The sequence below is a fragment of the Sphingobacterium siyangense genome (assembly GCF_007830445.1).
In the GTDB taxonomy this organism is placed as follows: Bacteria; Bacteroidota; Bacteroidia; order Sphingobacteriales; family Sphingobacteriaceae; genus Sphingobacterium; species Sphingobacterium siyangense.
This window is the reverse complement of record NZ_VLKR01000018.1, coordinates 34336-61179: the sequence shown is the minus strand read 5'-3', so window position 1 is coordinate 61179 and position 26844 is coordinate 34336. Positions and strand designations below refer to the sequence as shown.

Below are 26844 nucleotides of genomic sequence, written 5' to 3'. Positions count from 1 at the left end.
AATTTTTACGAACTCACAATTTATTAACATGAAAAGAACTTTTCTGGGACTTGTTTTAAGTCTGGGATTGGTAGGAGCAATTCATTTGGATGCATCGGCGCAAAGTAAGGGGATACATGGCCGTGTTAAAACCAAAGATGGTGCACCAATTGAATCGGCAACAGTAACCATAGTTTCTTTAGGTAGGTCTACTTCGACTTCCGGTGATGGAAGCTTCCATTTTTCTAATCTTCCAGATGGAACCTATACTATTCGGATTAAAAGTATCGGAAATGGAGCTGAGGAGCGTACCATCGAGGTTAAAAATGGAAAGGCGACAGCCATTAATGTTTCTTTGAATATTTCTGAATCTCAATTGGAACAAGTGGAAGTGGTGGGCTACAACTCGCATAACAGTAAAACAGTTAATGTCGGTAAAGCAGGTATTATTGATCGGGATTTGCCGCAGAGTGTACAAATTATAAACGAACAGGTTATTGCAGATCAACAGGTTAATCGCCTGAGTGATGCGCTAAAAAATGCAAACGGTGTCGCTATGGGAGCGAATCGCGGTGGGGTCAACGAAAATTTTTACGCAAGGGGCTATAGCTTAGGCGGGAATAATATATTTAAAAATGGTGCGCGAACCAACAATGGAGGTTCGATTGAGGCGAGCACCTTGGAATCTGTAGAGATTTTAAAAGGAAGTTCTGCTTTGTTATATGGCGGTGTATCTGGTGGGGCCGTTGTAAATCTGGTTACGAAAAAGCCTAAATTTTATTATGGAGGCGAGGCTTCAATGCGCGTAGGAAGTTATGACTTCTATAAACCAACAGTGGATGTGTATGGTCCAATTTCCAATAAGGTTGCATTCCGCGTTATCGGAACTTATGAAAAAGCGGGTAGCTTTAGGGATCAAGTCACATCAAAACGTACTTATGTAAATCCTTCTGTTTTATATAAAATATCTGATAAAACTGATCTCAACTTTACATTCGATTACTTAAAAAGTGATTTTACTCCAGACTTTGGAATGGGGACCGTGGATGGAAAGTTGAACAATGAAGTTGGCAGAAACACTTTTATGAATGTGCCTTTTGCTTTCAACAGAACAAATACCTCAAACGGCCAGATCAATTTGAACCATAAGTTTAATGATTCATGGAATTTAAACGCAATAGCAAGTTACCAAACGTACGATCGTGATTATTATGGATCAGATCGGATTCAAGCGAATAAAAATGGAATTGCTCCGCGGAGTTTAACCCGATCCAAATCAAATGAGTTTACGGCCAACCAGCAATTGAATCTAACGGGAACTGTAAAAACAGGATCCATCAAGCATAAGATCCTGGTGGGAGCAGATGCCGATCAATCGCATTCAAATGCGTATGCCTATAAAATTGATGCATCTAAAAATGTGGGCGGTGTATACGATTCTATTTATGTCTTTAATCCCTCACAAACTGCGCAGCATTTGGTTTCGGGAAATGGACTTCGAACAGATATGCCACAAGCGGATTTATTGACCAAAACAACAACGGATATCTTCCGTTATGGTGCTTTTTTTCAGGACTTAATAGAAGTTACTGAACAATTTAAAGTATTGGCTGGGATTCGCTATACGTATCAGCGTACACCGAATTCGGAAAAGTATACTTATGCGACGAATCAATCGGAAGAGATTATTAATCTAGATGGTCAGAAAAATCCGATCGGCGCAAAAGTGGACAAAGCATGGTCACCTAAATTTGGATTGATCTATCAGCCGATCCGCTCATCAAGTGTCTATGTTACTTATGCAAATAACTTTACATCGAATTCGGGATACGATGTAAATTATCAACCCTTGGCTCCCTCCATCATCGATCAGTACGAAGCAGGTGTGAAAAATGACTTTTTCAATGGTAGGTTATCCGCAAATGTTGCCTGGTATAGAATTAATAACAATCGCTTTGCCCAACAATTATTGGTACTCCCGGGTGGAACAAGCAATAGCGATGCAAATATGAAAGAATTTTCTGGAAAGACGGCTTCAAGCGGATTGGAAGTTGATGTTACCGGAACTTTACTTCCAGGATTGAATGTTATCGCCGGTTATTCCTATAATTATATGCGTTATACCGAAACCAATCCAATTTCAAGTTATACAACCATCGTTGATGGTAAGGAGAAAGTGACTGAAATCTCTGGAAACGAAGAAAATGTACGTTTGGTAGGAACTACAGCACATACGGCTAATGGAACCGTGTTTTATACCATTCAAAACGGGGCTGTTAAGGGGCTGAAGTTAGGTTTTTCCGCATTTTATACAGGTAGACGTAATGCAGGTTGGAATAATACAAAGATCAACGTACGCGATGGTCTTAATCGTCTGATCTCCGTTAGTCCATTTACAACCATAGATTTCTCCGCTGGTTATGCTTATAAAAACTGGAGTATTTTGGGTAAATTATCCAATATCACCAACGCGTTTAACTATTATATCCATGAAAACTATAGTGTGAATCCGATTCCACCGCGTAGTTTTATGGCAACTTTAGCGTATAAATTTGAGAAGAGGTAATATCGCTCTTCAACCCATAAAAAAACGGAGTCAGCAACATGCTGACTCCGTTTTTTTATACTGGAATTTCAATCGATGCCACTTTAGGACGCATTAAAATCAAGATACTCTTTCTGGATACAGGCTATAAATTCGCCTAATGCACTGTTTTTACTTTTTATATTAGAGACCAGGATCACTTCTGTTTTGCTATCCATATCCTCAAGCTTCATGATTTTTAGGTTTAAATGCGGGTATTGTTTGATAGTGGACGCAGGGACGACTGCCATGCCCAAGCCTTGTGACACCAACTCAAGGATGGAAGACATCGAATTGCTCTGATGTACAATTTTGGGTTCGAATCCCATGCGGTTACAGGTATTAATAACAAGTCGGTGATATTCCGATGCGTATTTCTGATTGAAAGAAATGAAACTTTCATTAAAAAAGTTGATCGCATTAAATTTCACCTGTGAATGACCTACAATAACCATAGGGTCTTCGAAAAGGGGAGTGGTAAGCAATTCACTTGAATAAATTGGAGCACGCATAATACCCAGATCCAATTTTCCGTTTTCGAGTGCTAATTTTTGTTTCTGCGTCGATGTTTCGAAAAGACTAACTCTTAAGTATGGAAATTTCAATTGAATTTGCTTTAATACCGTAGCAAGCATTTTCTTAGGTGTCGAACTAATATAGCCCAGTTTGAATTCTCCTGAGATATTGTTGTGGATCTGTTTGGTGATCGTTTTGCTGTGTTCGATATTTTGTAGGATCTCCACAACCTCCTCCAAAAAGTATTTACCTGCTTCCGTTAGCTCGACGCGTTTGTTGGTTCGGAAGAAAAGAATAACACCTAATTCGTCTTCTAGATCTTTAATCTGCCGGCTTAATGGGGGCTGGGACATAAATAAGCGTTCTGCTGCTCGGCCAAAATGAAGCTCTTCGGCTACTGTTTTGAAATAAATGAGATGTCGGATTTCCATCGATACTTTTTTGGTATGAATTGATGACAAAATAAATATTTTTAATGAATTCCAGTTAGTCCTACCTTTAAATTATTAAAAATTAATGGATGAAATACCGCCGATCAGACAGTTTAAGATACTGCTGTGCGGGGGAATCTATCTGAACTTTAGAGAATAAACAATTTACAGATGAACAAAGCGACGCTACAAGAGATTGAAACACGGTTTGACAACGATGTCGAGCGGTTCTCAAATTTAGAAACAGGTCAAGCAACCACATTGGATGCGGTATGGAACATGGAGCTTATTACGGATGCCATTGTCAGTCTTTATCCAAACGCTCAAAATATATTGGACATTGGATGCGGAGCTGGCAATTACGACGTAAAACTATTGCAAAAATTGGAGTCTAATCCAAATGTTAGTCTGTTGGACCTGAGCCAGCCAATGTTAAATAGAGCAAGGGAACGCGTTGGAAAATTAACCAAGGGAGAAATTCAGTTGATTAAAGGCGACTTTCGTGCCGCAGCTTTAGAGGAAAACAAATTTGATGTCATTATCGCAACATCTGTTTTACATCATCTTCGAGATGATAAAGATTGGGAAAATGCGTTTAGCAAGCTGTTCCGCTTATTAAGAACCGGAGGAAGTCTGTGGATTTTTGATTTGATTGAGCAAAATAATGAACAGCTTCAAAAATTAATTTACAGGGAAAAATATGGTGAATACTTAACTAACCTTAAGGATGAGCAGTATCGTGATCATGTTTTTGACTATATCGAACACGAGGATACACCAAGATCGCTGATCTATCAACTAAACTTATTGACACAAGTTGGCTTTAAAAATGTTGATGTTCTACACAAAAATCTTTGTTTTGCTTCTTATATGGGATTCAAATAGGGGCTGGAAAACGAGTGTCAAATAAATAAGGCGATACGGGGAGTATCGCCATAAAATCACACTAACTATTAAAAAACCTATAGGACTAGGAATTTACAAATTCAATAAACCAATGTATGTATCCATCCCACGCTTCTCTACTTTTATTCCTCGTCACATGCGAGATGTCAAATAAATAATAAAATGTAATTATTAAGGTCAATACTTTAAAAAAATCAAGTATTTCCATTGGTTTACGTAAAGATATGTCTTTATTTTTTAAATACAAATAAAAATGATGAAAATTGAAAAATTATTATTATTTGACTGTTTTTAAGAATTCTTCCCAGGCGATTTGATCTGTTTTGAAGGTCAAATCTGCCGTTAAAACCGATTCAATTGGTACCCATCGAAAAGATTGGAGCTTATTATCTTCAGGTCTCTGATCAGGATCGAAATCAAAAGCTTTGGTAGTCGTTCTGATCTGAATAGCTGAGGTATTCTTTACCTGATAGTAAATCGATATGATTTGGCTATCGTTAAAGCTTGATTTCTCATAAAAGTCTGTGGTATAAATATGTTTAACCACAGCAATGTCAAAGTCACATTCTTCCTGATACTCCCGGATCAAAGCATCCAATAAGCCTTCCCCGTATTCTAAGCCCCCACCAGGGAATTTGGTAAATGAAACATTTTCCGTTCTTTCGTCGCTGATCAATACCTCTTGATTTTCATTGATCAATATTCCGTACACTCTTACGTTAAATGGAAACATGGGTTAATTATGTTTGTATATATTTAGTTTCTGTTTTTTTACAGTGGCATAAAACCATTGTCTACTGCAAATTCATCCAATCCGATATAGGAATAATGTCTGGGAAGAAACCAGCCTATTGCTTCCATGATATTGGTAAATTCTTTTTCAGTCCTGAATTGATTTGCAACGATATTGAATGCCAAATCTTGTGAAGCATTTTCTTCATCTTTATAATTACGGGCTAGGAGCATAACCTTTGTGTTCTTTACGCCATAATAATCCAAAAATTCACGTAATTGGGTGCGGACAGCCTGTGGAAGAATTGTCTCGGCAGGTTGCCCCACTAATATTTCTTCATCTTTGCCGATAATCGTCTGTTCATTTTTCTTAGAGAAAACACTATCATCTGTATAAAACTCTCCGTTTAAAAAGTAGTTAACTAAGTCGCCATAGGTGAATACCCAATCTGGGTTTTCATTTTGTGTATTGATAGCAATACCAAAACCTTTTGGCAACACGAAATCCTTTAGCCGATTTTTAATGACAAAAGCCTGAAAGTTCTGATCCTTCGGAACACTTTCAAGTTGAAAATAGGGAAATCCGTCAGGCCCAACAACCACTTCTGTTTCTGCTAATTTTAAGGTACATTCAGCAATATTAGCCAGAAATATATCACGCCACTCTTCATTCCGCTCTTCAAAGGGAACTTCCATCAGGCTATTTATTATAATCGTTTTTTCAAGGTCTCCCAATCGATTATCATTCGCATTGTTGCTATCGTCAAATAAATGTATTGTATTCATCTCGGATTGTGATTTTTTGATTTGCTGGTAAAAGTAAAAGAATATTTATTAATTAACGACGTTTTCTAGATTTCGAGGCACCTTTTCGTTGATTGTTTTGGCTACTGGAAAGCATTTTCTCCCAGCTCAATAAATAAGGATGTTGATCATCAATTTTAATTTGCCGTTTTAAGGATAACTGTAATTTTATCCACTTTTCATTGTCCTCTGCATCGCAAAAGGTAAACGCCTTTCCCGTCGCTTCCGAACGGCCTGTTCGCCCAATTCGATGCGTATAGAGCTCAGGGCTATCCGGAATCTCGTAGTTTATGATAGCCTCTAGGTCTGGAAAATCTACACCTCGAGCCAAGAGGTCCGTCGCAATTAATACACGTATCTCTTTTTGTCTGAACTTATCAATAATCTCTTCTCGTTTTTGCTGTGATTTATCGCCATATAATGCCGAGCAAGAAATGCCGTGTCGATCTAGATCTGTTGCGATCCGTTCTACTGCATGAACTGTTCGCGTGAAAACAATTACCTGCCACGAGACACGGTTCTCAAGGAGATAACGGAGAAGATTCTTTTTATCATTTTTATCGACATAGAGTACAGATTCTTCTATTTGGCCTTTTTTGGTCTTTGCTTCTAGGTTGATCTCGACAGGGTTACTTAATCTCTTTCGAACAATTTTTTCGATTTCAAGGGTTTTCGTTGCCGAACTGAAAATGGTTTGTCTCTCAGCGGGCAATGTGCCGATAATTTTATTGAGTTCTTTCGTGAAACCGAGATCCAACAATTGATCGAATTCGTCGATCACCAATGTATCTATCGTTTTTAGATCGATAATACCTTGTTCAATAAAATCCAACAAGCGTCCTGGAGTAGCGAGGATCATCTGGGCTTTCGGATAAACTTCAAGTTGACTTTCATAAGTTCCCCCACCATAGAAACTAGCGATAGTCAAATCCATACCATCGATAAGGCCTGATATGCGCTGTTTGGTCTGTATACAGAGTTCCCGTGTAGGAAGGAGTATAAGGACCGATAAGTGGTCTGCGGTAATCTTGGTTCGTAAGCGCTGAATAATAGGGATGGCGAAAGCCTCCGTTTTACCCGTGCCGGTTGGGGCAATCGCCAAACAGTCTCTACCATCCAAAATGGCAGGGATAGCTATTTCTTGAATAGGTGTAAGCGAAGAAAGCTTTTGTTTTTCAAGATTAGCGACAAGGATTTTATCGAGTTTAAGTGCTGAAAAATTCAAAATAATGAATGTAAAACCCAAAAATAAAAATTTAAAAGGACAATGGTGTTTTTGCCTGCTTATAGGAATTAAAAATCTGTAAAAATTAGGATTTTTTGTCAAAAAGTACTAATTTGAGAAATTAGAATATTCTATTTCAAATCTGAGTTATTGATTATCAATTTATTTGATAAACACCAATTATATAGAATAATATTTTTGTTAAATTTGTTGAAACAAAAAAGAATATGTTTGATACTGCATTTGACCAAAACAATGAATCTATTTCCACTTTGAGCTTTGACGAGTTCAAAAAGATTATTGTGAATGATTATCGAACTGCCTTAGAAAGTCGTTACGTGAGTTTATTGGGACGTAAAGAAGTGCTTACAGGTAAGGCTAAGTTTGGTATTTTTGGCGATGGAAAAGAATTGGCACAAATCGCGATGGCTAAAGTTTTCAGAAATGGGGACTGGCGGTCGGGATATTACCGTGACCAAACATTTATATTTGCTTCTGGCATCAGTGATGTCTACCATTTTTTCTCTCAATTATATGCCCATCCCGATGTCGAGGCAGATCCTTCTTCTGCAGGAAGGCAAATGAACTGCCATTTTTCGACTCGTGTTGTGGACGACCAAGGGAACTGGTTGGATCAAATGGTTCAGAAAAACTCGTTTTCAGATATTTCGACCACCGGTGGTCAGATGGCAAGATTGCTGGGCTTGGGCTTGGCTTCTAAGTTGTATAAGCAGAATAGAAATTTAGACTACCTATCTTATTTTTCAAATAGAGGAAATGAAGTTGCATTCTGCACTATCGGAAATGCAGCGACTTCTGAAGGTGTATTTTTTGAAGTTATTAATGCCGTAGGTGTTCACCAGATTCCAACAGTGATTTCTATTTGGGATGATGGATATGGGATATCTGTGCCCAATGAAATTCAGACAACAAAGGGAGATATCTCAGAAGTCCTCAAAGGTTTTCAGAAGGAAGAACTGACAAACGGAATTGAGATATTCAAAGTGAGAGGATGGGATTATGCGGGTTTATGTGAAACGTACGAACAGGCTGCCCATATTGCGCGCGAGAAACATATTCCATGTTTGATTCATGTGACCGAATTGACGCAGCCTCAAGGACATTCTTCTTCAGGTTCACACGAACGGTATAAATCGCAAGATAGATTACAATGGGAAACTGACTTCGATTGTCTAGCGAAAATGAAAGAATGGATCTTAAGTTCTGGTATTGCTACCATAGAGGAATTGGATCAATTGGATCAACATGCCAAAGACCATGTTCGTCAAGAACAAAAACGGGCTTGGGCCGATTATATTAAAACGTTGAGTATTGAAGCTAGGGAAGCCATTGATTTACTTCAGGGTATTCCAAATGAGCGGGCTGATTTTGCGTCAAAGAAATTACAATCGATGGTTGAGCCTTCTTTGAAAGAGGTTTACGGCCAGGTTCGCAAGGTATTGCACGAGCTTAAAGGTCAGCATAGTGATGGGCGCCAGCAATTGTTAAATTGGTATAAAGAGAAGCAGGAACTGAATGAGAAACGTTATAATTCGAAATTATTTACAGATGGTGTAGATTCACCTGCTCATGTGACGGTCGTACCTGCAGTCTATAGTGAAGAAGCTAAAGTGGTCGATGGACGTGAGGTTTTGAATCTATGTTTTGAAGAGAACTTTAGACGTGACGAAAGACTATTAGCATTTGGAGAGGATGTCGGTAAGATTGGAGATGTGAATCAAGGTTTTGCAGGTTTACAAGAAAAGCTTGGTGTGCATCGCGTGTTTGATACCGGTATTCGGGAGAATTCAATTATAGGAAAAGGATTGGGTTTGGCAATCCGTGGACTTCGTCCAATTGCTGAGATCCAATACCTGGATTACCTAATCTATGGAATTACGGTAGCAAGTGATGATTTGGCAAGTTTAAGTTACCGCACCTTTGCTGGTCAGAAAGCACCATTAATTATTCGTACACGTGGCCATCGATTGGAAGGTATATGGCATTCGGGCTCACCTATGTCGGTAATTTTAGGATCCTTGAGAGGTTTGCATGTATGTGTGCCGCGTAATATGACACAGGCAGCAGGCATGTATAATACGTTGTTCCGCTCTGACGAACCGGCTATTGTTGTCGAATGTCTGAATGGGTATCGTCTAAAAGAGCGTCTACCAGAAAACGTCGGTGAATTTACGGTACCAATCGGTTATGCCGAATGTGTTAAAGAGGGAAGCGATATTACTGTAGTATCCTATGGTTCAACGTTACGTGTTGTTGAAGAAGCGGCTGTGGAACTGGAGCGCTTGGGGATATTCATCGAAATTATTGATGCACAGACATTGCAGCCTTTTGACAAAGGAAAACTTTGCGCCGAATCGCTGAAGAAAACAAATAAACTACTTATTGTAGATGAGGATGTACCTGGTGGGGCTTCAGCTTTCATCTTACAAGAGATCTTAGAGAAACAAAATGGCTACTATCTATTGGATAGTCAGCCGAGAACACTGACTGCAAAAGCACATCGCCCACCATATGGTTCCGACGGGGATTATTTCTCGAAGCCATCTTCTGACGATGTTGTCGAGACAGTGTATGCAATTATGCATGAAGCTAATCCAGAAAAATATCCATCTATGTTTTAATAGATGGATACTTTTTTGCTTGACTAAGCTAAATATTCCAACGGGTGGGATGATTCTTTTCTTAATTGAATATACTCGCAGCACCAATCATAGCTGCTTTTTCACCAAGTATTGCGGTGTAAATTTGAAATCTTTCAAATTCTTTTCGGTCACCAATGAAAATAGGTAGCGCCTTAGCGATATTGCCACCGATTATAAATATTTCAGAAGAATGTTTCTCTGCGAAGAACTGCATAAAATCAAAGAGATGTTTAGCATACTCATCTTTGATGACTTGAAATTCCTCAGTTTCCCGATGATTATCTAAAATCTCCTTAAGTCCCGTAACATCTTTTCCTGCTACTTCTTTGAAACGTTTGACGAACCACCGTGTGACAAGAAATTCTTCGAAAATACAATCTTCATAAGGGCTGTTCCATAGGGCGGCATCAAAGGCCTTCTCACCTTTATTCCATACCGCAGATCCAAGTCCAGTACCCAACGTAATTCCTAATATCCGGTTGTTTGTTTGCAAGTTCTGTACGAATATTTCACCTTGTAGGAAGGCTGCTGCGTCATTGATAAAGTGAATAGACGTAGGCGAAAGTCCCAATTCTTCAGCTAAAAGAGTTTTGACATCTTTATTGTAAAGATTGTCGTACTTGCTTTGTCCCTGTATTTTAGATATTCCATTTTCGTAATCAAAGGGGCCCGGCATAGCAATGCCGATGAACTGAATTGGAGCAGGAGAAGTGGCGATGATATCGCGTATAGCTGATTCCCAGGTTTGTAAAATCGTTTTAGCATCTCCTTGAGAAAAAACGTGGTTTCTGGCCACGTTTTCTAAGTATATATTCCATTGTTTTGTGTCAATGATACAGGCAGAAATATGTGTGCCTCCAATATCAACACCTACGACATAATTATCTTGCAGCATGTTTGTAACTTTGATTTTTAAGTAGATGATCCGCGATTACAAGTGCTGCCATAGCTTCCACAATAATTACTGCTCTCGAAACAACACAAGGGTCATGTCTTCCCTTGCCACTTGCAATAGCAGGGTTGCCATGGATATCCACTGTTTCTTGATCTCTCATGATAGTGGCAACAGGCTTAAATGCTACTTTAAAAGTAATATCCATACCATTTGAAATCCCTCCCTGAATCCCTCCAGAGAAGTTGGTATGTGTGTGCACTCGATTTAAATCATGGTCATCTGCTACAAATATATCATTATGTTCGGAACCTCGCAACTCCGAACCTGCAAAACCTGAACCATATTCAAAACCATGTACAGCATTGATGCTCATCATTGCTTTTGCAAGGTCTGCATGGAGCTTATCAAAGACCGGGTCGCCTAAACCAACAGGGACATGTCTGATGACAGCCGAAATACGTCCGCCAACCGTGTCACCCGCTTTTCTGACCGAGTCGATAAACTCAACCATTTCATTTGCTGTTGCTGGATCTGCACAACGTGCAATGTTAGCTTCCCGTAATTCAAGCAAAGCTTTTAGATCTTTGGTATCTACATTTGGTGCCTCGATGGTGCCTACCCCCGAAACGTGGGCAAAGATTTCTATGCCAAATTGATTCAGGAAGCTTTTTGCTACTGCACCTGCAGCAACACGGGCAGCGGTTTCCCTCGCCGAAGACCGTCCACCACCTCGATAGTCACGGATACCATATTTCATCTGATAGGTGAAATCAGCATGGGAAGGTCTGAAGATATCTTTGATATGTGTGTAATCTTTCGAACGCTGGTCTTCATTTGGAATAACAATTGCTATTGGTGTTCCCGTTGATTTCCCCTCGAATACGCCAGATAAAATCTGTGCGGTATCACTTTCTTTTCTTTGTGTCGTGATCTTAGATTGACCTGGTTTACGTTTATCGAGCTCAGACTGGATAAATTCCTCGTCTATTGTTATATTTGAAGGGCAACCATCAATAATTACACCTATAGCTTTGCCGTGTGATTCGCCAAAAGTGCTAATTCTGAATAAATCGCCAAATGAATTTCCTGCCATAAAAATTAAATTTCAATAAACTTAGATAAATTTGCCTTTAAATGCAATTCTAAAGCACCAGACTGACTACAAATTTATGGATCTGTAACTCGTATATGGCCTAATAGATTACATCACAATTTTCTGTCCCAGGCTAAAGGCTATCTGGGAGATTGAATAATAAAACAGAGATTAATGTTAATGTTAATCCCTGTTTTTAATATGTTAGTCAATTACAAAAGCTTGCGCTTGTAAATGTTTCCAAAAATCAGGATATGATTTTTCTACAACTTGAGGTTCAGCAATCTTGATTTGGTCAAAAACTAAAGCCAGCGGCGCAAATGCCATCGCCATACGGTGATCCTCGTAAGTGTCGAAGGTCACATCTTCAGGCTGATATACCTGTGCTGTTTTCAGGTGATAAGTATCACCATCTTCGATCAATTCAGCACCGAACTTTGCGATTTCGGTCTGTAACGCAGCGATACGGTCGGTCTCCTTAATCTTTAAGGTTTCTAGACCTGTAAAGGAAACATCACGTTTTAAAGCTGCTGCGACAACGACTACTGTTTGCGCGAGATCAGGACATTCTTTAAAGTCGAACAACGTTTTGTCTGAATTGATTTCTTTTTTATTTAAATGCAATCCATCCGATTCAAAGCTCGAATAAACACCAAAATGCTCCATAATGTCTGTGATGGCAATATCGCCCTGTAAACTATGTTGTCTTAGTCCGGGCAATACAATCGATGCAGTTGCGTCGGCTAGTGCTACAATAGCATACCAGTAGGATGCTGCGCTCCAATCTGGCTCGACATATATGGTTTGCTTTTCGAATTCTTGCGGTGCAATTTTAATCGCATTCTCCGTCCATTCATGTTGGATCCCGACACTTTTAAGCATATCTAAGGTCATGGATACATAAGGTCTGGAAGTTAATTCGCCTTCAATCTCTAACGTAAGTCCCTTTTTTAATGCCGGAGCAATTAATAGCAAGGCCGATATGTATTGACTGCTGATATTTCCTTTGATCTTAACACGGTCTTTTCCTTGAAATAATCCACCTTCAATCTTCAAAGGAGGGTACCCTGCCTTTTTTTCATAATGGATTTCGGCGCCAATTTCTTTCATGGCATCAACCAATATTCCGATTGGACGCTGTTGCATACGCTCTGTCCCCGTCAGGATGAAATTGCCTTTAACAAGGTTGAGGTAAGCTGTAAGGAAGCGCATTGCCGTTCCCGCAGGACCTATGTCAATCGTATTATAACCGGGTTGCGGTTCTGATGCGATTTGCAATACGCGGTTTAGGGTAACTGTATCTGCAGCCTCAGAGAGGTTGGCTATTTCAACTTGTCCTTTACTTAACGATTGGATAATAAGAGCACGGTTGCTCTCAGATTTTGAACCTGTGAGTTGGACCGTGCCCTGTATCTTTTTTGAAGGATGCGTCAGCGTGATGACTTGTTGATTCATTATGCTTCTGCTGTTGGTTGCTCCTGAGTATTCATGACCGCATTTTGTTTGCGGATAGATTCGTTGTGAATTAATTCCAGGAATTTCGTCGCAAATTCGCTACCCAAAGAAAGCGCTTCCGCTAATTTTGTGCGTTTTTGAACAATTTCATCCCAACGGTTAACTTGCAAAATTGTCACGTTGTTATCGCGTTTGTATTCCCCGATTTTCTCAGCTATTTTCATGCGTTCACCAATTTTTTGGATGATCAAATCATCTAATTTGTCGATGTTGCTACGCAATTCTGCTAATTTATCTTCGAATGAAGGATTGTCAGAAGCTGCTTTACGTAACGTCAAGTGGTCGATCAACTCGGCCAATGCAGCTGGCGTTACTTGTTGTTTTGCGTCAGTCCAAGCGACAGATGGATCAATATGTGATTCGATAATCAATCCTTGCATATCCATATCCATTGCTTTTTGTGCGATGTATGGTAACAATTCGCGGTTTCCACAAATGTGACTTGGGTCGTTGATAATCGGTAGATTAGGACAAGCAGTTTTTAACTGAATCGCTAAATCCCACATCGGTTCATTACGGAATGCTGTTTTCTCGTAAGAAGAGAAACCTCTATGAATAGCACCTAATTTTTTGATTCCAGCACGGTTGATACGTTCCAATGCACCGATCCACAACGATAAATCTGGGTTTACAGGGTTTTTAACAAATACTGGAATATCTACACCTTGTAAAGCATCAGCAATTTCTTGCACGGTAAATGGATTGGCAGTTGAACGTGCACCTACCCATAGTACATCCACACCAGCAGCCAAAGCTTCTTCCACGTGTTTTGCAGTAGCAACTTCAGTAGCTGTTAATAAACCTGTTTCTTCTTTCGCTCTTTTCAACCACTCCAAACCAATTGAACCGATACCTTCAAATTCTCCCGGACGAGTACGTGGCTTCCAGATACCAGCACGTAAAATATTTACTTTTCCGGTATTTGCCAACAAATGTGCTGTCGATACCAGCTGCTCTTCTGTTTCAGCACTACAAGGACCTGCGATAATTAAAGGTTTGTCTCCTGTGTCCAACCAAGATTTTAAAGGAGTGATGTCTAATGTATTTTTCATGTTAAGTTTGATTATCTATTTTAATATTGTATGCGTAAATTGTTAATTATAGTTTTTCGTTTTTGACATACTCGCCCATAATATTGAAATTGACACTATGTTTGAGTACTTTACGTATTGCTGCTTCGTAGTCTGTTTGTTTTTTCCATTCTACGTCAACGAAAAAATCATATTCATTGCGTTTTCCGATTACCGGCATTGACTGAATTTTGCTCAAATTGATATTCTGTTCGGCAAAGCATTGTAAAATAGTCGCCAGGGATCCTACTGTATTTCCTGTTTGGAATGATAATGATGCTTTATTGGCATTCTTATGTTCGACAACTTCATTAGATAATACGAGGAAACGCGTTGCGTTCTTTTTATTGGTTTCGATTCTCTTTTCTAATATTTCAAGACCATAGATTTCAGCAGCCAATGTCCCAGCAATTGCAGCAGTATCCGTTAATTTTCGCTCCGCAATCATTTTCGCAGTTGCAGCGGTATCAGATCCCTCGGTTATACGTACACCTTCAAGTTCAGAAAGAAATTCCTCACATTGGCGAATGGCAATTGGATGCGATTCGATGTGTTTAATATCCTTTAACTTAACGCCTGGCAGTACCATGAGATTCTGTTGAATGTTTAGGTAAACTTCCCCAGTGATATGGAACTTGTAATCTCTCAATAAATTATAATTCGGTAATAGACTTCCCGCAATTGAATTTTCGATCGCCATAACGATATAGTCGACTTTTCTTTGCTTCAGCAATTCACAAGTTTTTTTAAATGAATCACATTCTACAATTTCAACTTCTCTTCCGAAAAATTTAAATGCGGCCTCTTCATGAAATGAAGCCTTTGCTCCCTGTATTGCAATTTTTAAACTCATTGTTTTTTTGTTCGCTATGTTGTCTCCAAAAAAAAGAGTCCCGATCATTTGAACCGGGACTCTTCTTGTTTGTATTTTTTATGATTTATACACAATCTAATCCCGGCTCTTATTTTTAAAATAAAAGAAGTTAAAATAGAAATATGTATACGTTCTGTTCATCCTGTTGTTGTTTGACATTTCAAATGTACGAATGTTTTTGAAATATCAAAGAAAAAAAATAATTTTTTATTATAAATATTGAGTTAATTTAATGATTTTTTTATGTGTTTTTATGTGGTTTTTTTTGATTAATTTTTAGTGATTTATTTGTGATGTTTTTAAAGTGTTTATTTTGCTTTAATGTTGATATTGTATTGTTGTTTAGTTGCTTAAGTTTTTGTTTTGTTGTTTTTTTTTATAGTAAATTATGTTTTAGTGTTATTTTTTATATTGAAAATAATTGTGTTTTTATGTGATTTTTTACTGTTTTTTTTGCATTAAATTTATGTGTTTTTAATATTAATATTTCCGTTTTTTTTGACTGTTTTGTTGAAAAAGTATTTTACTACCTTTGGGCAAACGCTGGATTTTATGCTAAAACGAAGTAATTTTTATGTATGTGGATGTATGATCTGTTTTTTATTGACAGGTTTTACTTTTAAAGGAGAGGAAAAAGAAGCGAGGGTAAAGCGTGTTATCGATGGTGATACCTTTGTCATTGAAAATGGAACCTCAAAAGGGGAGAAAGTTAGGTTGATAGGGGTAGATGCCCCGGAAACGAGACGGACAGCACGCAAGGAAATCGGTTACTATGGTCAAGAAGCAAAGCAGTATTTAACGGCAATGCTGAATGGAAAAAGTGTAAAGTTAGTCTTTGACGTTGGAAAACGGGATCGGTATGGAAGACTTCTTGCCTATGTGTATATTGGAAAGAAATTCGTCAATCGGGATTTGGTTGAACAGGGGTATGCAGTATCCTATACACTAGCACCAAATGTACAATATGCAGATTTATTTGTAAAATTGGAACGTCAGGCTCGTCAGGAGAAACGTGGCCTTTGGAAATAAATGAATTTTGAATCATGATTTTTGTTTTATTAAGTGTCATCTGCAGCGTAACCGTTGCTGTTTTATTAAAATTGGCAAAACAAAATGGAGTCGAAACTAAACAAGTTATTGTTTGGAATTACCCCATGGCGGTTGCGCTGACCTATTTTGTATTGCAACCGGATCTAAAATCGCTCGTATGGGATGCTATGCCGGTTACGTTGTATACGAGTCTGGCGATACTACTTCCAGGGATGTTTGTTTTTATAGCTTTGTCCATTCGCTATAGTGGTTTGGTCAAGACAGAGATTGCACAACGCCTATCGTTGTTTATTCCCCTGCTTGCATCATTTTTCTTCTTTCATGAAAAAATGGAGGGACATAAGATGCTCGGAATAGCCCTTGGTTTATTAGCCATCTTATGTTCTATTGGCTGGCAAAAAAATCAGCACAATAGCTCGATGGCTGATAGTCGTTATAAAGCACTTTATCCATTATTGGTATTTATCGGTATGGGTATAATTGATATCCTCTTCAAACAGGTCGCCTTGCATGTTATTATACCTTATATCAGTTCCATGTTTATTATCTTTGTGATGGCGATGTTTATTGCAATGGTGCTATTGCTGTATTTCCTTTTTGTGGAAAAGCAACGTTTTTCAAGGCAAGCTGTGGGATATGGATTGGTTTTGGGAGTATTTAACTTCTGTAATATCCTATTCTATATGAAAGCGCATCGTGCCCTACCAGACAATCCATCAGTCGTATTTACTGGGATGAATATTGGTGTGATCTCATTGGGCGCTCTAATTGGCGTCTTATTTTTTAAAGAAAGGTTATCATTATTGAATTATTTAGGCATAGCGCTTTCTATTGTTTCAGTTTTAATCATAGCATATCTATGAGTTTATTTGAAGATACTTACCGGACTATTGATGCAAAATACGAGGGAATTTTTAGGGATAAGGGCAGTAAATTTATTGCTTATGCTTTTCCATTTAAATCCGAAGACCAATTAAAAGATCTGATCTTGGAAGTGAAAGCGATTCATCCGAAAGCTAGACACCATTGTTGGGCTTATCGTCTCACGCCAGATCGTGCTGTTTTTCGTGTGAATGATGATGGAGAACCGTCGGGGACAGCAGGACGCCCAATTTTGAACGTTCTCCTGTCGATGGATGTAACCAATGTTATCGTGATTGTCGTTCGCTATTTCGGTGGTACATTATTGGGTGTCCCAGGCTTGATTAATGCCTACAAATCAGCAACCCAAGATGCTTTGACCCAAGCAGAAATTATCAAGCGTACAGTGAATGACCATTATGGTATTACCTTCGATTACCTCCATATGAATGATATTATGCGGATCATAAAGGAAGAGGGCGTCGAAGTTGAAAAGCAGGAATTTGATAATCAGTGTTATTTGGAGTTTGAAGTCCGAAAAATGCAAGTCAATCGAGTTGTTGATCGGTTTTCCAAAATAGAAGGTTGTCAGTTAACTTATTTATATACGATATGATCAACGAATCGGAATTGATTTTAAACGCAGATGGCAGTATATATCATCTGAATTTGTTGCCGGAAGATCTGGCAAGTACAGTAATTACGGTCGGTGATCCAGACCGTGTAGCGAAAGTCTCGAAACACTTTGATCGTATTGAACTCAAAAAAGGGAAGCGTGAGTTTATTACGCATACTGGCTATCTGGGAAATAAACGGTTGACGGTAATCTCAACAGGTATAGGTACTGATAATATAGATATTGTGTTGAATGAACTGGATGCGCTGGCGAATATTGATTTTGCCAATAGAACCGTAAAGACTTCGCTGACTTCATTGGATATTATTCGCATTGGAACTTCTGGAGCGGTACAACAAGATGTTGAGATGGGAACTATTTTGGCCTCTGCATATGGAATAGGTCTTGATGCATTGATGAACTATTATCAGGGATCTTACGATGGCGAGGAGCAGGCGCTTCAGGTTGAGCTAGCCGAATATTTTTCCGCATTAAACTTAAAGCCCTACGTTGCAAAAGCTGGCGCAAGCCTTCTGGATCGAATAGCCTTTGATTTACCGAAGGGAGTAACCTTGACTGCGCCCGGATTTTATGCTCCGCAGGGAAGGACTGTCCGATCAACTAATACGATTCCCAATTTTATAAACTTGATCAGCTCCTTTCAATATAAAGATCAGCGTTTCACCAACCTGGAAATGGAAACAGCTGGTATTTATGCATTGGCTAACATGTTTGGACATCAGGCTTTATCCATCAATGCAATTTTGGCAAGTCGGGTAGATGGCCGGTTTTCTTCCGCACCTGAAGAAGTTGTGGATAAAGCTATACAGCTCGTTTTGGAGCGTATTTAACCGTTTGTCTGTGCAGGCAAGGGAGACTTTTTTTTTCTCAATTGATGCAGTAAAAGAGTTGAGAAAAACTAAATAAGGCTACAAATAGGAAAGGAGTTGTTTTTAGACAACTCCTTTTCTATTTGAATCAAATTTAAGCATGATAAACAGTAAAATGGTGAAACTCCATAAGGATGAACCACCGTAACTGATAAAAGGCAGCGGAATTCCGATAACCGGAACAATACCTATTGTCATACCGATATTGATAAATAAGTGAAAAAAGAGGATGGACGCTACACCGTATGCATATATCCTGGCGAAGGCTGAACGCTGTCGTTCGGCGATATGAATAATGCGTAGCAGTAAGGTGAGATAGATAAGTAATAAGGTAACCGATCCAACAAATCCCCACTCTTCTCCAACGGTACAGAAAATAAAGTCCGTACTCTGCTCAGGCACAAAATTGTATTTCGTTTGGGTTCCCTGTAAGTAACCTTTGCCTAGAAGCTGCCCCGATCCAATTGCAATCTTCGACTGATTCAAATTATATCCTTTACCTTTAGGGTCTTCCATTTTGCCTAGGATAATGTCAATACGGTCGCGTTGATGGGGTTGTAGGACATGTTCATAGACCAAGTCTACACAGAGAACAAATACAGCACAGGCTGCAAAAAGTATACTTAGATTAATAATGTATTTCCTTCTCTTGCGGTAGTTCCACATGACAAGGCCAATGAGTAATGCTAAAATCAAGATAAGTATCCATGGCTTGACCAATAAAGCAAGGACAAAAAGTAAAATGCAAAGACCGCCAAATATAAGTAGCTCATTATTTACGTAGCCCTCACGGTAAAAGACAAAAATCAACGAAAAGAACGCAAGGGCAGATCCCGTATCGGGTTGTAACATCACCAAAAATACAGGGAATAAGACAATACCGGCTCCCATTGCCAGTGTCTGCATAGTCGGAGCTTTATTACTTTGAGAACTTAAAAAGTTAGCCAAGAGCAGACAGGTTGAAAGTTTTGCAAACTCAGAAGGTTGCAAGCGGAAAAAGCCTAAGTCAATCCATGCCTGATTTCCGCCGACATTTCGTCCTACAACGAGCACGATGACAAGCAGGACAGCTGTTATACCATAAAATATCGGTGAGGCGGAACTGAAAAATTTCGCGTCTATGATCAGAATGGATACTCCTAGAATAATTGCAGAAACAAGATATAAAGATTGTTTTCCATAATTGGTTCCTAAGGTAAAGAAATTGGGTAGTTCAGGATTAAATACAGCCGCACGGATATTGAATAAGCCAATTAAGCATAGCGCAAGCCAAAGAGTGATGGTTAGCCAGTCTATCTTTCCAAAGAAACTAGTTTTTTGATTATTCATATCTTCTCTTTATCTCGCTATGGTGAACAATTGTTTCCTTTGGTTTTGTTAAGGCCGCCAGCTGACGTTTCGATTTTAAAGTGTCGGTTTTCGATTTGACTGAGTCCGTTTTCTTTACTTCTTTGGCCTTTGGATCGACAACCTTTTTTGGTGCAGGAAGAAAATTCGCTTTATAAATGCGGTCCTGAATATATTTTGGTGCAGTTATCGTGTCTTTGAGGTATTTCTCAACCATCATACTTGCGATAGGTCCTGCCCAGGTTCCACCGTAACCAGCATTTTCAACAAAGACAGCAATGGCAATTTTAGGGTTTTCTCGAGGCGCAAAAGCAAAGAAAACGGCATGGTTTTCTCCGTGTGGGTTTTGTGCTGTACCCGTTTTTCCGCACATTTCGATGCCTGGGATACGATTGGCCCATGCGGTACCTTCGGGCGTATTGACAGCATCACTCATCCCTTGGATAACAACCGGATAATACCGCTCATCCACGCCGGCACTGACTTTTTCGGTGAATTCCTTCTTGGCAATTTTCTGTGCGCCAATACCTTTAATCAGATGGGGTCTATAATAAAAACCTTTGTTGGCAACGATAGCCATAATATTGGCCATTTGCAAGGGGGTTATACCCATTTCCCCTTGTCCAATAGATAAGGAGATGTTGAAACTTGAACGCCATTTATCGTTTCCATAGCGTTTGGTATAAAAATCTGACGTAGGTAGTAAACCTGGTTTTTCACCCGGCAGATCAATGCCTAGTTTATGGCCAATTCCAAACTGTGTTACTGCATTGCGCCATAGATCGTAAGCCTTAGGTCCCGAAAGCCCACGTCCGTCGATCATCTTAGCATAGGTAAATCCATAGTAGGTGTTACATGATACAGCTACAGATCGCTGTAATGTAGTTGATCCATGATAGTGCGTACAGCCCATCCAGCCGCGTCCACCACCATAGCTATATCCATGCGGGCAGAAAAATACCGTATTGCGATCAATAACACCGGCCTGCTGCGCAGTCAGTGCTGAAACAACCTTAAATACAGAGCCTGGGGGGTAAGAGGCTTGAATAGGACGGTTAAAAAGCGGTTTGGTGTCGTCTTTCAATAATTTCATATAATTATTGCCAGACTGTCTTCCAACCATCATGTTTGGATTGTAACTCGGACTACTTACATACGCTAATATTTCACCTGTTGCAGGTTCAATAGCGACAATGGACCCCAATTTATTTTTCATGAGGTTTTCCCCTAGAATCTGGAGGTCCTTATCCAAAGAGGAAACCAGTCCTTCCCCTGCAACAGCAAGTGTATCGTATTTCCCCTCCATAAATACCCCTTTCGGGCGGTTCAGCGCATCAACCATTAAGTTGTTGACACCACGTTTTCCGCGAATAAGGTCTTCATAAGAACGTTCTACCCCACTGCGACCAATATAGTCACCACTACGATAAAACCCGTTGGAGCGTTCAATATCTTTATCATTTACCTCACTCACATAACCCAAAAATTGAGCAGCTATGCTGTCGGGATAACTTCGGATTGTTCTTTTTTGGACATAGAAACCACGAAATTGATATTGGTATTCCTGATATTGGGCCCATGTTCGTACAGAAAGCTGTTTTTCAAAAATGGATGCACGGTAAGGGGAGTGTACTCTTGCCTTTTCCATCCGTTTAATAAAGCCTTCCTTGTCAATGTCTATCAATTTGCAGAACAAAGCGGTGTCGATTTCTTTCACCTCACGTGGAGTAACCATAAGGTCATATACCGGTTCGTTTTGAACTAATACCTTTCCCTTTCGGTCCAATATAACCCCTCTGGCCGGGTACACAATGACCTTGCGCATGACATTGCTGTTTGCGGAATGTATATAGGAATCGTCTATGATCTGTAAATAGAATAAGCGAGCCACCAAGGTCAATGTGATGGCAATAAAGATTCCCGAAACGACGTACTTACGCGCAAAAAAACTGTTCATAGAAATGAATTTCTATCCATCGATCTACTACAACCGATCTTTCTTTTTGTAGAATAATATGCTAAATAATAGCATGATAATTACTGTAAATATACAACTTAAAACTATACTCAATAAGGTGTATTGGATGTGCTGGAAGGAAAAAGATTCCAAGAGATACAAAAATGTATGATGGATCAATGTTCCGAAAAAGATGTAGGAAAAGAACCAGCGAATATTCATGAAGCCCAACATCGGGGTAAAAAAAGATTCGCGTTCTTCAACTTCGAGCGTAATTTTCATGAAGAAAATACGGAAGGCTGCCAATGCAACACAGGCTGCGGTATTGACACCAAGGGTATCATAAAATGAATCTACGGTAAGTCCCGTAAGAAATGCGATCAAATACACCAGGAAATTAGGTGTTCCTGTCGGAAGTAAAAAAATAAATAAGATATAAGGAAATGCAGCGACCAGATTGTAATAACCGATATTTTGAAATAGGAAAACTTGCATGCCTATCAAAACGATAAATCGAATAATATTAAATATTAAAATCCTAGCCATTGTCCTTTGTCGATTCTTCTAGTGTCTTTAATTCTTTATTTAACAGGTCTTTTACAACGTAGACATGTTGCAAATTGGAGAAATTGGTGCTCAACAATAATCTAAGATCCAAAAAAGCATCTCCTGAAGAAATACCTGTCTGAATGACCGTTCCGACAAAAATTCCTTTTGGAAAATGTCCTGAATATCCGGAGGTATACACTTTATCTCCTTTGTTGACTTTGATGTGGTTTGGAATTTCCTTGACCATTGCCGCGCGGTAATCCATGCTATTGCCCCATACCAACGAGCCAAAGACCTCGGTGTGGCCCAGTGTAACGGATATACGCGTATCTGGATGCAATAGGGATTGAACGGTAGAGAAGTTAGGGGAAACATTCAATACAATACCAACTACCCCGTTGGGAGCGATAACACCCATACCTCGCTCTATACCATCTTTACTGCCTTTATCGAGTGTAATCGTATTTGCCTTTTGGTGAATGCTATTGTTGATGACATTCGCAATAATAAATTCGTAACGCCCAAACTCACTGCTATCGATTGCTGGGACAGGACCAATCTTGATGCTGTCAGTTGATCGATAGGCTTGTAAGTCCTTTCTTAATTGTGCATTTTCCTTTGCAAGTGCATCATTAGTCTCCCCGAGGTGCAGATAGCTTTTCCAGGAATTGACCTTTGCATACAGGCCTCCGATGATACTATTTGAAGAATTTAAAACAGAATTACGTTGGAAAGAATTGTTGGTGATCACCAAAAATAACGAGAATCCAAAAAATAGGATAAACCAGAAGAATGCATTGTATCGTCTCAGGAATAACCAAAGGTTTCTCATTTTTTAATGTGGGTATTTAATAAGCAAGCGATATAATAGTTTTGCATATTATATCGCTCTTTAATAAAATATTGTTATTAATTATCGAACGTTATGATTGCATCAAGAATTTAAATCGTCCAATATTTTTAAGTGCAATACCAGTTCCTCTTACGACAGCACGTAATGGATCTTCGGCAATATGTACTGGAAGTTTAGTTTTCGCTTGTATACGACGGTCCAAACCGCGCAATAATGCACCACCACCGGTAAGATAAATACCTGTTTGATAAATATCCGCTGATAATTCTGGTGGGGTAATTTCAAGTGCTTTTAAGATCGCCTCTTCAATTTTTGAAATGGACTTATCTAGACAATGCGCTATTTCGGTGTAAGAAACAGTAATTTGCTTAGGAACACCTGTCATCAAATCACGGCCTTGAACAGCGAAATCTGCCGGTGGTTCCTGCAATTCAGGTAGAGCAGCACCCACTTCAATTTTGATTTTTTCAGCCGTACGTTCACCGATCATGATGTTATGTTGTCTTCTGATGTATTGAACGATGTCAGAGTCGAAGTTATCACCAGCAACACGAATGGACTGGTCACATACAATACCCGATAAAGCGATGACAGCAATTTCAGTGGTACCACCACCGATATCGATAATCATATTACCCATTGGTTCTTCCACGTCAATTCCGATTCCTACAGCAGCAGCCATGGGTTCGTGAATTAAATAGACTTCTTTGGCACCCGCAATTTCTGCTGAATCACGCACAGCTCGTTTCTCTACTTCCGTAATACCGGAAGGAATACAAACAACCATACGTAGGGAAGGGAAAAACCAGCTCTTACCATTGTTTACCAATTTTACCATACCTCTGATCAGGTGTTCAGCTGCCGTAAAATCAGCGATTACTCCATCACGTAAAGGACGTACTGTCTTTATATTGTCGTGTGTTTTACCCTCCATTTGCATGGCCTGGCGACCAATGGCGATCACTTTGTTTGTGGTGCGGTCAAATGCAACAATAGAAGGTTCATCCACTACTACTTTGTCATTATGAATTATTAGGGTATTTGCAGTACCCAAGTCAATCGCAACTTCTTGCGTAAACCAATTAAATAAGCCCATCTGCTAATCCTTAAGCTATTTTAAAATAATATGCAAACCTACACAAAAAAAATTAATCTTTTTGAGGTTATACATCAAAAAAAACTACATTCTGAAAGTAAATTCTATCTGGAAAAAACTGTCTTTAAATTTAACGAATATAATCTGTAATTCTTACGTCCTAGGTGAAGTTATTTTTAATTGGATGCGGTGTTAAAAAAGAATTAAGCCGGTGTTTTTGAAATCATTGACCGCGAGAAGAAAGAATCCAATCGGGAAAAGGTGGTTTTGACAACTATCTGGAGAGGGCTGTTGTTTCGAAGGGTTCCTACACGCTGTTGTTATATGTTTTTAGCGAATGGATTAAACAGGTAAAATAGAGGTAAAAAACAGCGCCATTATCGTTTGGGATAATGGCGCTGTCGGGGTATTGAAATAGTTTATCTAAACTCCAATTGAAAGTTATTGGGCTGTTTCAGCCTGTTGTTCTTCCGGAGTCGGCTCATCATATTTGTGGAAGATCAAACGCACACCACTGTTTTTGGTGAAAAATTTGATCGACCAGTTTACGAATGTGATCAATTTATTTCTGAATCCATAGATGGACATCAAGTGGACAAACATCCAGGTCATCCAGCCAAAGAATCCATTGAAATGGATTTTTCCCATGTCAACGACAGCTTTATTACGACCTACCGTAGCCATGGACCCTTTGTCGAAATAGTTGAATTTCTCAGTTGGTTGATTGGACATTGTTTGAAGAATGTGTTTGGCAACATAAGCTCCCTGTTGCTGAGCCACCGGTGCAACACCTGGTAGGCCGCGAGGAAGGTCATCTGTGATAAATGCCGAAACATCACCAATGGCATAAACACCTGGCATATCGATAACACGACATTGATCATCTGTCTGTATACGGTTACCACGTTGGATAATCTCCTTTTTGAAACCATTCGGATACTGCCCAGCTACACCTGCTCCCCAGATAACAGTTTTTGTTTCGATACTTCTGCCATCGGCGAAAGTAATTGAATTGCCATCATATCCAGTTACCTGAACATTCAATAATACTTCTACACCCAAATCTTTGAGGTACTTTTCTGAATCTTTAGAAGATTTTTCAGATAAGTTGGCCAATACTTTTGGAAGTCCTTCAACCAGGTAAACCGACATCTCAGATTTTTTCAATTCTGGATAATCTTTCTCAAGAACATTGTTTTTGATCTCTGCGATTGCCCCCGAAAGTTCTACACCTGTTGGACCACCCCCAACAATAACAAAGTTCAAATTAGCTTTACGATCAGCAGGGTTTTCTATTCGTACTGCTTCTTCGAGGTTCTGTAAAACATAGCTTCGAATATTTAATGCTTCTTGTATATTTTTCATCGGCAAAGCATATTTCGTGATTTGCTGATTTCCGAAGAAGTTCGTGGTAGCACCTGTCGCAACAATTAAATAATCGTAGTCAAAATCACCAACATCTGTTCTTACAATCTTAGCCTCATTGTCTACGCTTTTTACGTCAGCAAGTCTAAAATGAAAGTTGTCTTGGCCTTTGAACATTTTGCGAACAGGGAAGGAGATGGAGTCCGCTGAAAGAGTGCCCGTGGCAACTTGGTACATCAATGGTTGAAAAGTATGAAAGTTATTTCTGTCCAGCAACAGAACTTCAACTTCCTTATTTTTAAGCTTTTTAGCAACTTCAATTCCTCCAAATCCAGCACCAATAATGATTACTCTTGGGAATTTTCTATTTGAACTATTGCTTGGCATATTTTTAATAGTTTGTTGTAAAAATTCGGTACAATCGAATTAAGCTGCAAATATCTTAAATTTTGGCTCAAAAAGCTAAAAAATATTTATTTATTATGCTGATATGTTGTGAATTTTATTGTAAAGAGGCTAATTCTTTCAATAATATGTTTTGTAGTTGTTTGATTTTTAGCTCTTTATAGTGTACATTGTACCCTTTGAAAAAAAAAGATGTATAGTGTCATCATTGTGTATTTTATACACAATGATGACACTATTGTAGCGCGCCTTTGATCTTGATTTTCATGCCGTTATTGGTATTCTGTAAATGCAGCTGACAGGCAAGTCGACTTTGATCATCGGCATCCGGAAGTGTGTCCAGCATGTCGAGCTCCTGATCACTCGCTTCGGGAAGTGTATGCAGGCCTTCGACAACTTCGACATGGCAGGTAGCGCACAGCGCCATACCACCACAAGTGGCCAGAATTTCATATTCGGATGCCTTTAAAATCTCCATGAGTGAAAGATTGATATCGGTAGGAACTTCCAGGATATTTTCGGTCCCATCCCGATCAATAACAGTGACTTGAATTAAATTATCGTCCAT

General features: G+C 39.2%; 23 protein-coding genes. 7 read left to right on the top strand and 16 right to left on the bottom strand.

Translation table 11 applies throughout. The features are described from left to right. Positions 1–28: 28 nt before the first annotated feature. A complete protein-coding gene (locus IQ31_RS16330) occupies positions 29–2545 on the top strand; it encodes a TonB-dependent receptor (protein ID WP_088162777.1) in 2517 nt (838 codons plus the stop codon). 83 nt (positions 2546–2628) lie between these two features. On the opposite strand, the gene IQ31_RS16325 is transcribed toward IQ31_RS16330, so the two are convergent. Beyond that, positions 2629–3540 carry a LysR family transcriptional regulator gene (locus tag IQ31_RS16325; RefSeq protein ID WP_232475603.1) on the bottom strand — a complete coding sequence of 304 codons (912 nt, stop codon included), beginning with the start codon at positions 3538–3540 and terminating at the stop codon, positions 2629–2631. A 141-nt stretch (positions 3541–3681) separates the two neighbouring features. Here IQ31_RS16325 and IQ31_RS16320 point away from each other — a divergent pair, with 141 nt between their 5' ends. Then, positions 3682–4395, top strand: a complete 714-nt coding sequence (locus IQ31_RS16320; RefSeq protein WP_075993992.1) for a class I SAM-dependent methyltransferase — start codon at positions 3682–3684, stop codon at positions 4393–4395. Between the two features lie 298 nt (positions 4396–4693). On the opposite strand, the gene IQ31_RS16315 is transcribed toward IQ31_RS16320, so the two are convergent. The 3 genes from IQ31_RS16315 to IQ31_RS16305 are packed head-to-tail and all read right to left on the bottom strand — an operon-like array spanning position 4694 to position 7198. After that, entirely contained in the window at positions 4694–5149 is a 456-nt protein-coding gene (locus tag IQ31_RS16315; RefSeq protein WP_075993991.1) for an NUDIX domain-containing protein, read from the bottom strand. Between the two features lie 38 nt (positions 5150–5187). Further along, complete coding sequence (locus tag IQ31_RS16310; RefSeq protein WP_088162775.1) at positions 5188–5934, bottom strand: hypothetical protein; 747 nt, start codon at positions 5932–5934, stop codon at positions 5188–5190. Positions 5935–5986: 52 nt separating this feature from the next. Continuing rightward, on the bottom strand, positions 5987–7198 hold the full coding sequence (locus tag IQ31_RS16305; RefSeq protein ID WP_198385981.1) for a DEAD/DEAH box helicase: 1212 nt from the start codon (positions 7196–7198) through the stop codon (positions 5987–5989). 206 nt (positions 7199–7404) lie between these two features. Between IQ31_RS16305 and IQ31_RS16300 the strand changes: the two genes are divergently transcribed. Then, the gene (locus IQ31_RS16300) at positions 7405–9819 is read left to right on the top strand and encodes an alpha-ketoacid dehydrogenase subunit alpha/beta (protein WP_088162773.1); all 2415 of its coding nucleotides are present in this window, start codon (positions 7405–7407) and stop codon (positions 9817–9819) included. 61 nt (positions 9820–9880) lie between these two features. Here IQ31_RS16300 and IQ31_RS16295 read toward each other — a convergent pair whose 3' ends face one another. The 5 genes from IQ31_RS16295 to IQ31_RS16275 all read right to left on the bottom strand — a co-directional run bounded on the left by IQ31_RS16295 (position 9881) and on the right by IQ31_RS16275 (position 15266). Then, positions 9881–10735: an ROK family protein gene (locus tag IQ31_RS16295; RefSeq protein WP_145328704.1), complete on the bottom strand. Its 855-nt coding sequence runs from the start codon at positions 10733–10735 to the stop codon at positions 9881–9883. Continuing rightward, positions 10722–11828, bottom strand: a complete 1107-nt coding sequence (gene aroC, locus IQ31_RS16290) for a chorismate synthase (RefSeq protein ID WP_075993987.1) — start codon at positions 11826–11828, stop codon at positions 10722–10724. The genes IQ31_RS16295 and aroC overlap by 14 nt, the downstream gene beginning before the upstream one ends. 204 nt (positions 11829–12032) lie before the next feature. Next, complete coding sequence (gene aroA / locus IQ31_RS16285) at positions 12033–13283, bottom strand: 3-phosphoshikimate 1-carboxyvinyltransferase (RefSeq protein WP_145328702.1); 1251 nt, start codon at positions 13281–13283, stop codon at positions 12033–12035. Next, positions 13283–14395, bottom strand: coding sequence for a chorismate mutase (locus tag IQ31_RS16280; RefSeq protein ID WP_046671824.1), 1113 nt, complete (start codon positions 14393–14395; stop codon positions 13283–13285). The genes aroA and IQ31_RS16280 overlap by 1 nt, the downstream gene beginning before the upstream one ends. Positions 14396–14441: 46 nt before the next feature. Beyond that, positions 14442–15266 (bottom strand): prephenate dehydratase, encoded by an 825-nt coding sequence (locus IQ31_RS16275; RefSeq protein ID WP_046671823.1) that lies wholly within the window; start codon positions 15264–15266, stop codon positions 14442–14444. A 531-nt stretch (positions 15267–15797) separates the two neighbouring features. Here IQ31_RS16275 and IQ31_RS16270 point away from each other — a divergent pair. The 4 genes from IQ31_RS16270 to IQ31_RS16255 are packed head-to-tail and all read left to right on the top strand — an operon-like array spanning position 15798 to position 18665. After that, the gene (locus tag IQ31_RS16270) at positions 15798–16316 is read left to right on the top strand and encodes a thermonuclease family protein (RefSeq protein WP_244294513.1); all 519 of its coding nucleotides are present in this window, start codon (positions 15798–15800) and stop codon (positions 16314–16316) included. A 14-nt stretch (positions 16317–16330) separates the two neighbouring features. After that, positions 16331–17200: an EamA family transporter gene (locus IQ31_RS16265; RefSeq protein WP_145328700.1), complete on the top strand. Its 870-nt coding sequence runs from the start codon at positions 16331–16333 to the stop codon at positions 17198–17200. Further along, a complete protein-coding gene (locus IQ31_RS16260) occupies positions 17197–17814 on the top strand; it encodes an IMPACT family protein (RefSeq protein ID WP_145328698.1) in 618 nt (205 codons plus the stop codon). Before IQ31_RS16265 ends, IQ31_RS16260 begins: the two co-directional genes overlap by 4 nt. Next, positions 17811–18665 (top strand): nucleoside phosphorylase, encoded by an 855-nt coding sequence (locus IQ31_RS16255; RefSeq protein ID WP_145328696.1) that lies wholly within the window; start codon positions 17811–17813, stop codon positions 18663–18665. Before IQ31_RS16260 ends, IQ31_RS16255 begins: the two co-directional genes overlap by 4 nt. Before the next feature lie 102 nt (positions 18666–18767). Here IQ31_RS16255 and rodA read toward each other — a convergent pair whose 3' ends face one another. The 7 genes from rodA to IQ31_RS16220 form a co-directional block, all read right to left on the bottom strand. Then, positions 18768–20033 (bottom strand): rod shape-determining protein RodA, encoded by a 1266-nt coding sequence (rodA, locus tag IQ31_RS16250; protein ID WP_145328694.1) that lies wholly within the window; start codon positions 20031–20033, stop codon positions 18768–18770. Then, positions 20026–22008 carry a penicillin-binding protein 2 gene (gene mrdA / locus IQ31_RS16245; protein WP_120333379.1) on the bottom strand — a complete coding sequence of 661 codons (1983 nt, stop codon included), beginning with the start codon at positions 22006–22008 and terminating at the stop codon, positions 20026–20028. Before mrdA ends, rodA begins: the two co-directional genes overlap by 8 nt. 27 nt (positions 22009–22035) lie before the next feature. Beyond that, positions 22036–22554, bottom strand: a complete 519-nt coding sequence (locus IQ31_RS16240; protein ID WP_046671817.1) for a hypothetical protein — start codon at positions 22552–22554, stop codon at positions 22036–22038. Next, positions 22547–23389 (bottom strand): rod shape-determining protein MreC, encoded by an 843-nt coding sequence (mreC, locus tag IQ31_RS16235; RefSeq protein ID WP_075993981.1) that lies wholly within the window; start codon positions 23387–23389, stop codon positions 22547–22549. Before mreC ends, IQ31_RS16240 begins: the two co-directional genes overlap by 8 nt. A gap of 91 nt (positions 23390–23480) precedes the next feature. Continuing rightward, positions 23481–24506: a rod shape-determining protein gene (locus IQ31_RS16230; RefSeq protein ID WP_046671815.1), complete on the bottom strand. Its 1026-nt coding sequence runs from the start codon at positions 24504–24506 to the stop codon at positions 23481–23483. A gap of 441 nt (positions 24507–24947) precedes the next feature. Next, a complete protein-coding gene (locus tag IQ31_RS16225) occupies positions 24948–26258 on the bottom strand; it encodes an NAD(P)/FAD-dependent oxidoreductase (protein WP_075993980.1) in 1311 nt (436 codons plus the stop codon). 253 nt (positions 26259–26511) lie between these two features. Further along, complete coding sequence (locus tag IQ31_RS16220) at positions 26512–26844, bottom strand: 2Fe-2S iron-sulfur cluster-binding protein (RefSeq protein WP_075993979.1); 333 nt, start codon at positions 26842–26844, stop codon at positions 26512–26514.

Coding starts and splice junctions, on each gene's coding strand:
- IQ31_RS16330 (WP_088162777.1), top strand. CDS start 29: ATGAAAAGAACTTTTCTGGGACTTGTTTTAAGTCTGGGATTGGTAGGA.
- IQ31_RS16320 (WP_075993992.1), top strand. CDS start 3,682: ATGAACAAAGCGACGCTACAAGAGATTGAAACACGGTTTGACAACGAT.
- IQ31_RS16315 (WP_075993991.1), bottom strand. CDS start 5,149: ATGTTTCCATTTAACGTAAGAGTGTACGGAATATTGATCAATGAAAAT.
- IQ31_RS16310 (WP_088162775.1), bottom strand. CDS start 5,934: ATGAATACAATACATTTATTTGACGATAGCAACAATGCGAATGATAAT.
- IQ31_RS16300 (WP_088162773.1), top strand. CDS start 7,405: ATGTTTGATACTGCATTTGACCAAAACAATGAATCTATTTCCACTTTG.
- IQ31_RS16295 (WP_145328704.1), bottom strand. CDS start 10,735: ATGCTGCAAGATAATTATGTCGTAGGTGTTGATATTGGAGGCACACAT.
- aroC (WP_075993987.1), bottom strand. CDS start 11,828: ATGGCAGGAAATTCATTTGGCGATTTATTCAGAATTAGCACTTTTGGC.
- aroA (WP_145328702.1), bottom strand. CDS start 13,283: ATGAATCAACAAGTCATCACGCTGACGCATCCTTCAAAAAAGATACAG.
- IQ31_RS16280 (WP_046671824.1), bottom strand. CDS start 14,395: ATGAAAAATACATTAGACATCACTCCTTTAAAATCTTGGTTGGACACA.
- IQ31_RS16275 (WP_046671823.1), bottom strand. CDS start 15,266: ATGAGTTTAAAAATTGCAATACAGGGAGCAAAGGCTTCATTTCATGAA.
- IQ31_RS16265 (WP_145328700.1), top strand. CDS start 16,331: ATGATTTTTGTTTTATTAAGTGTCATCTGCAGCGTAACCGTTGCTGTT.
- IQ31_RS16260 (WP_145328698.1), top strand. CDS start 17,197: ATGAGTTTATTTGAAGATACTTACCGGACTATTGATGCAAAATACGAG.
- IQ31_RS16255 (WP_145328696.1), top strand. CDS start 17,811: ATGATCAACGAATCGGAATTGATTTTAAACGCAGATGGCAGTATATAT.
- rodA (WP_145328694.1), bottom strand. CDS start 20,033: ATGAATAATCAAAAAACTAGTTTCTTTGGAAAGATAGACTGGCTAACC.
- mrdA (WP_120333379.1), bottom strand. CDS start 22,008: ATGAACAGTTTTTTTGCGCGTAAGTACGTCGTTTCGGGAATCTTTATT.
- IQ31_RS16240 (WP_046671817.1), bottom strand. CDS start 22,554: ATGGCTAGGATTTTAATATTTAATATTATTCGATTTATCGTTTTGATA.
- mreC (WP_075993981.1), bottom strand. CDS start 23,389: ATGAGAAACCTTTGGTTATTCCTGAGACGATACAATGCATTCTTCTGG.
- IQ31_RS16230 (WP_046671815.1), bottom strand. CDS start 24,506: ATGGGCTTATTTAATTGGTTTACGCAAGAAGTTGCGATTGACTTGGGT.
- IQ31_RS16225 (WP_075993980.1), bottom strand. CDS start 26,258: ATGCCAAGCAATAGTTCAAATAGAAAATTCCCAAGAGTAATCATTATT.
- IQ31_RS16220 (WP_075993979.1), bottom strand. CDS start 26,844: ATGGACGATAATTTAATTCAAGTCACTGTTATTGATCGGGATGGGACC.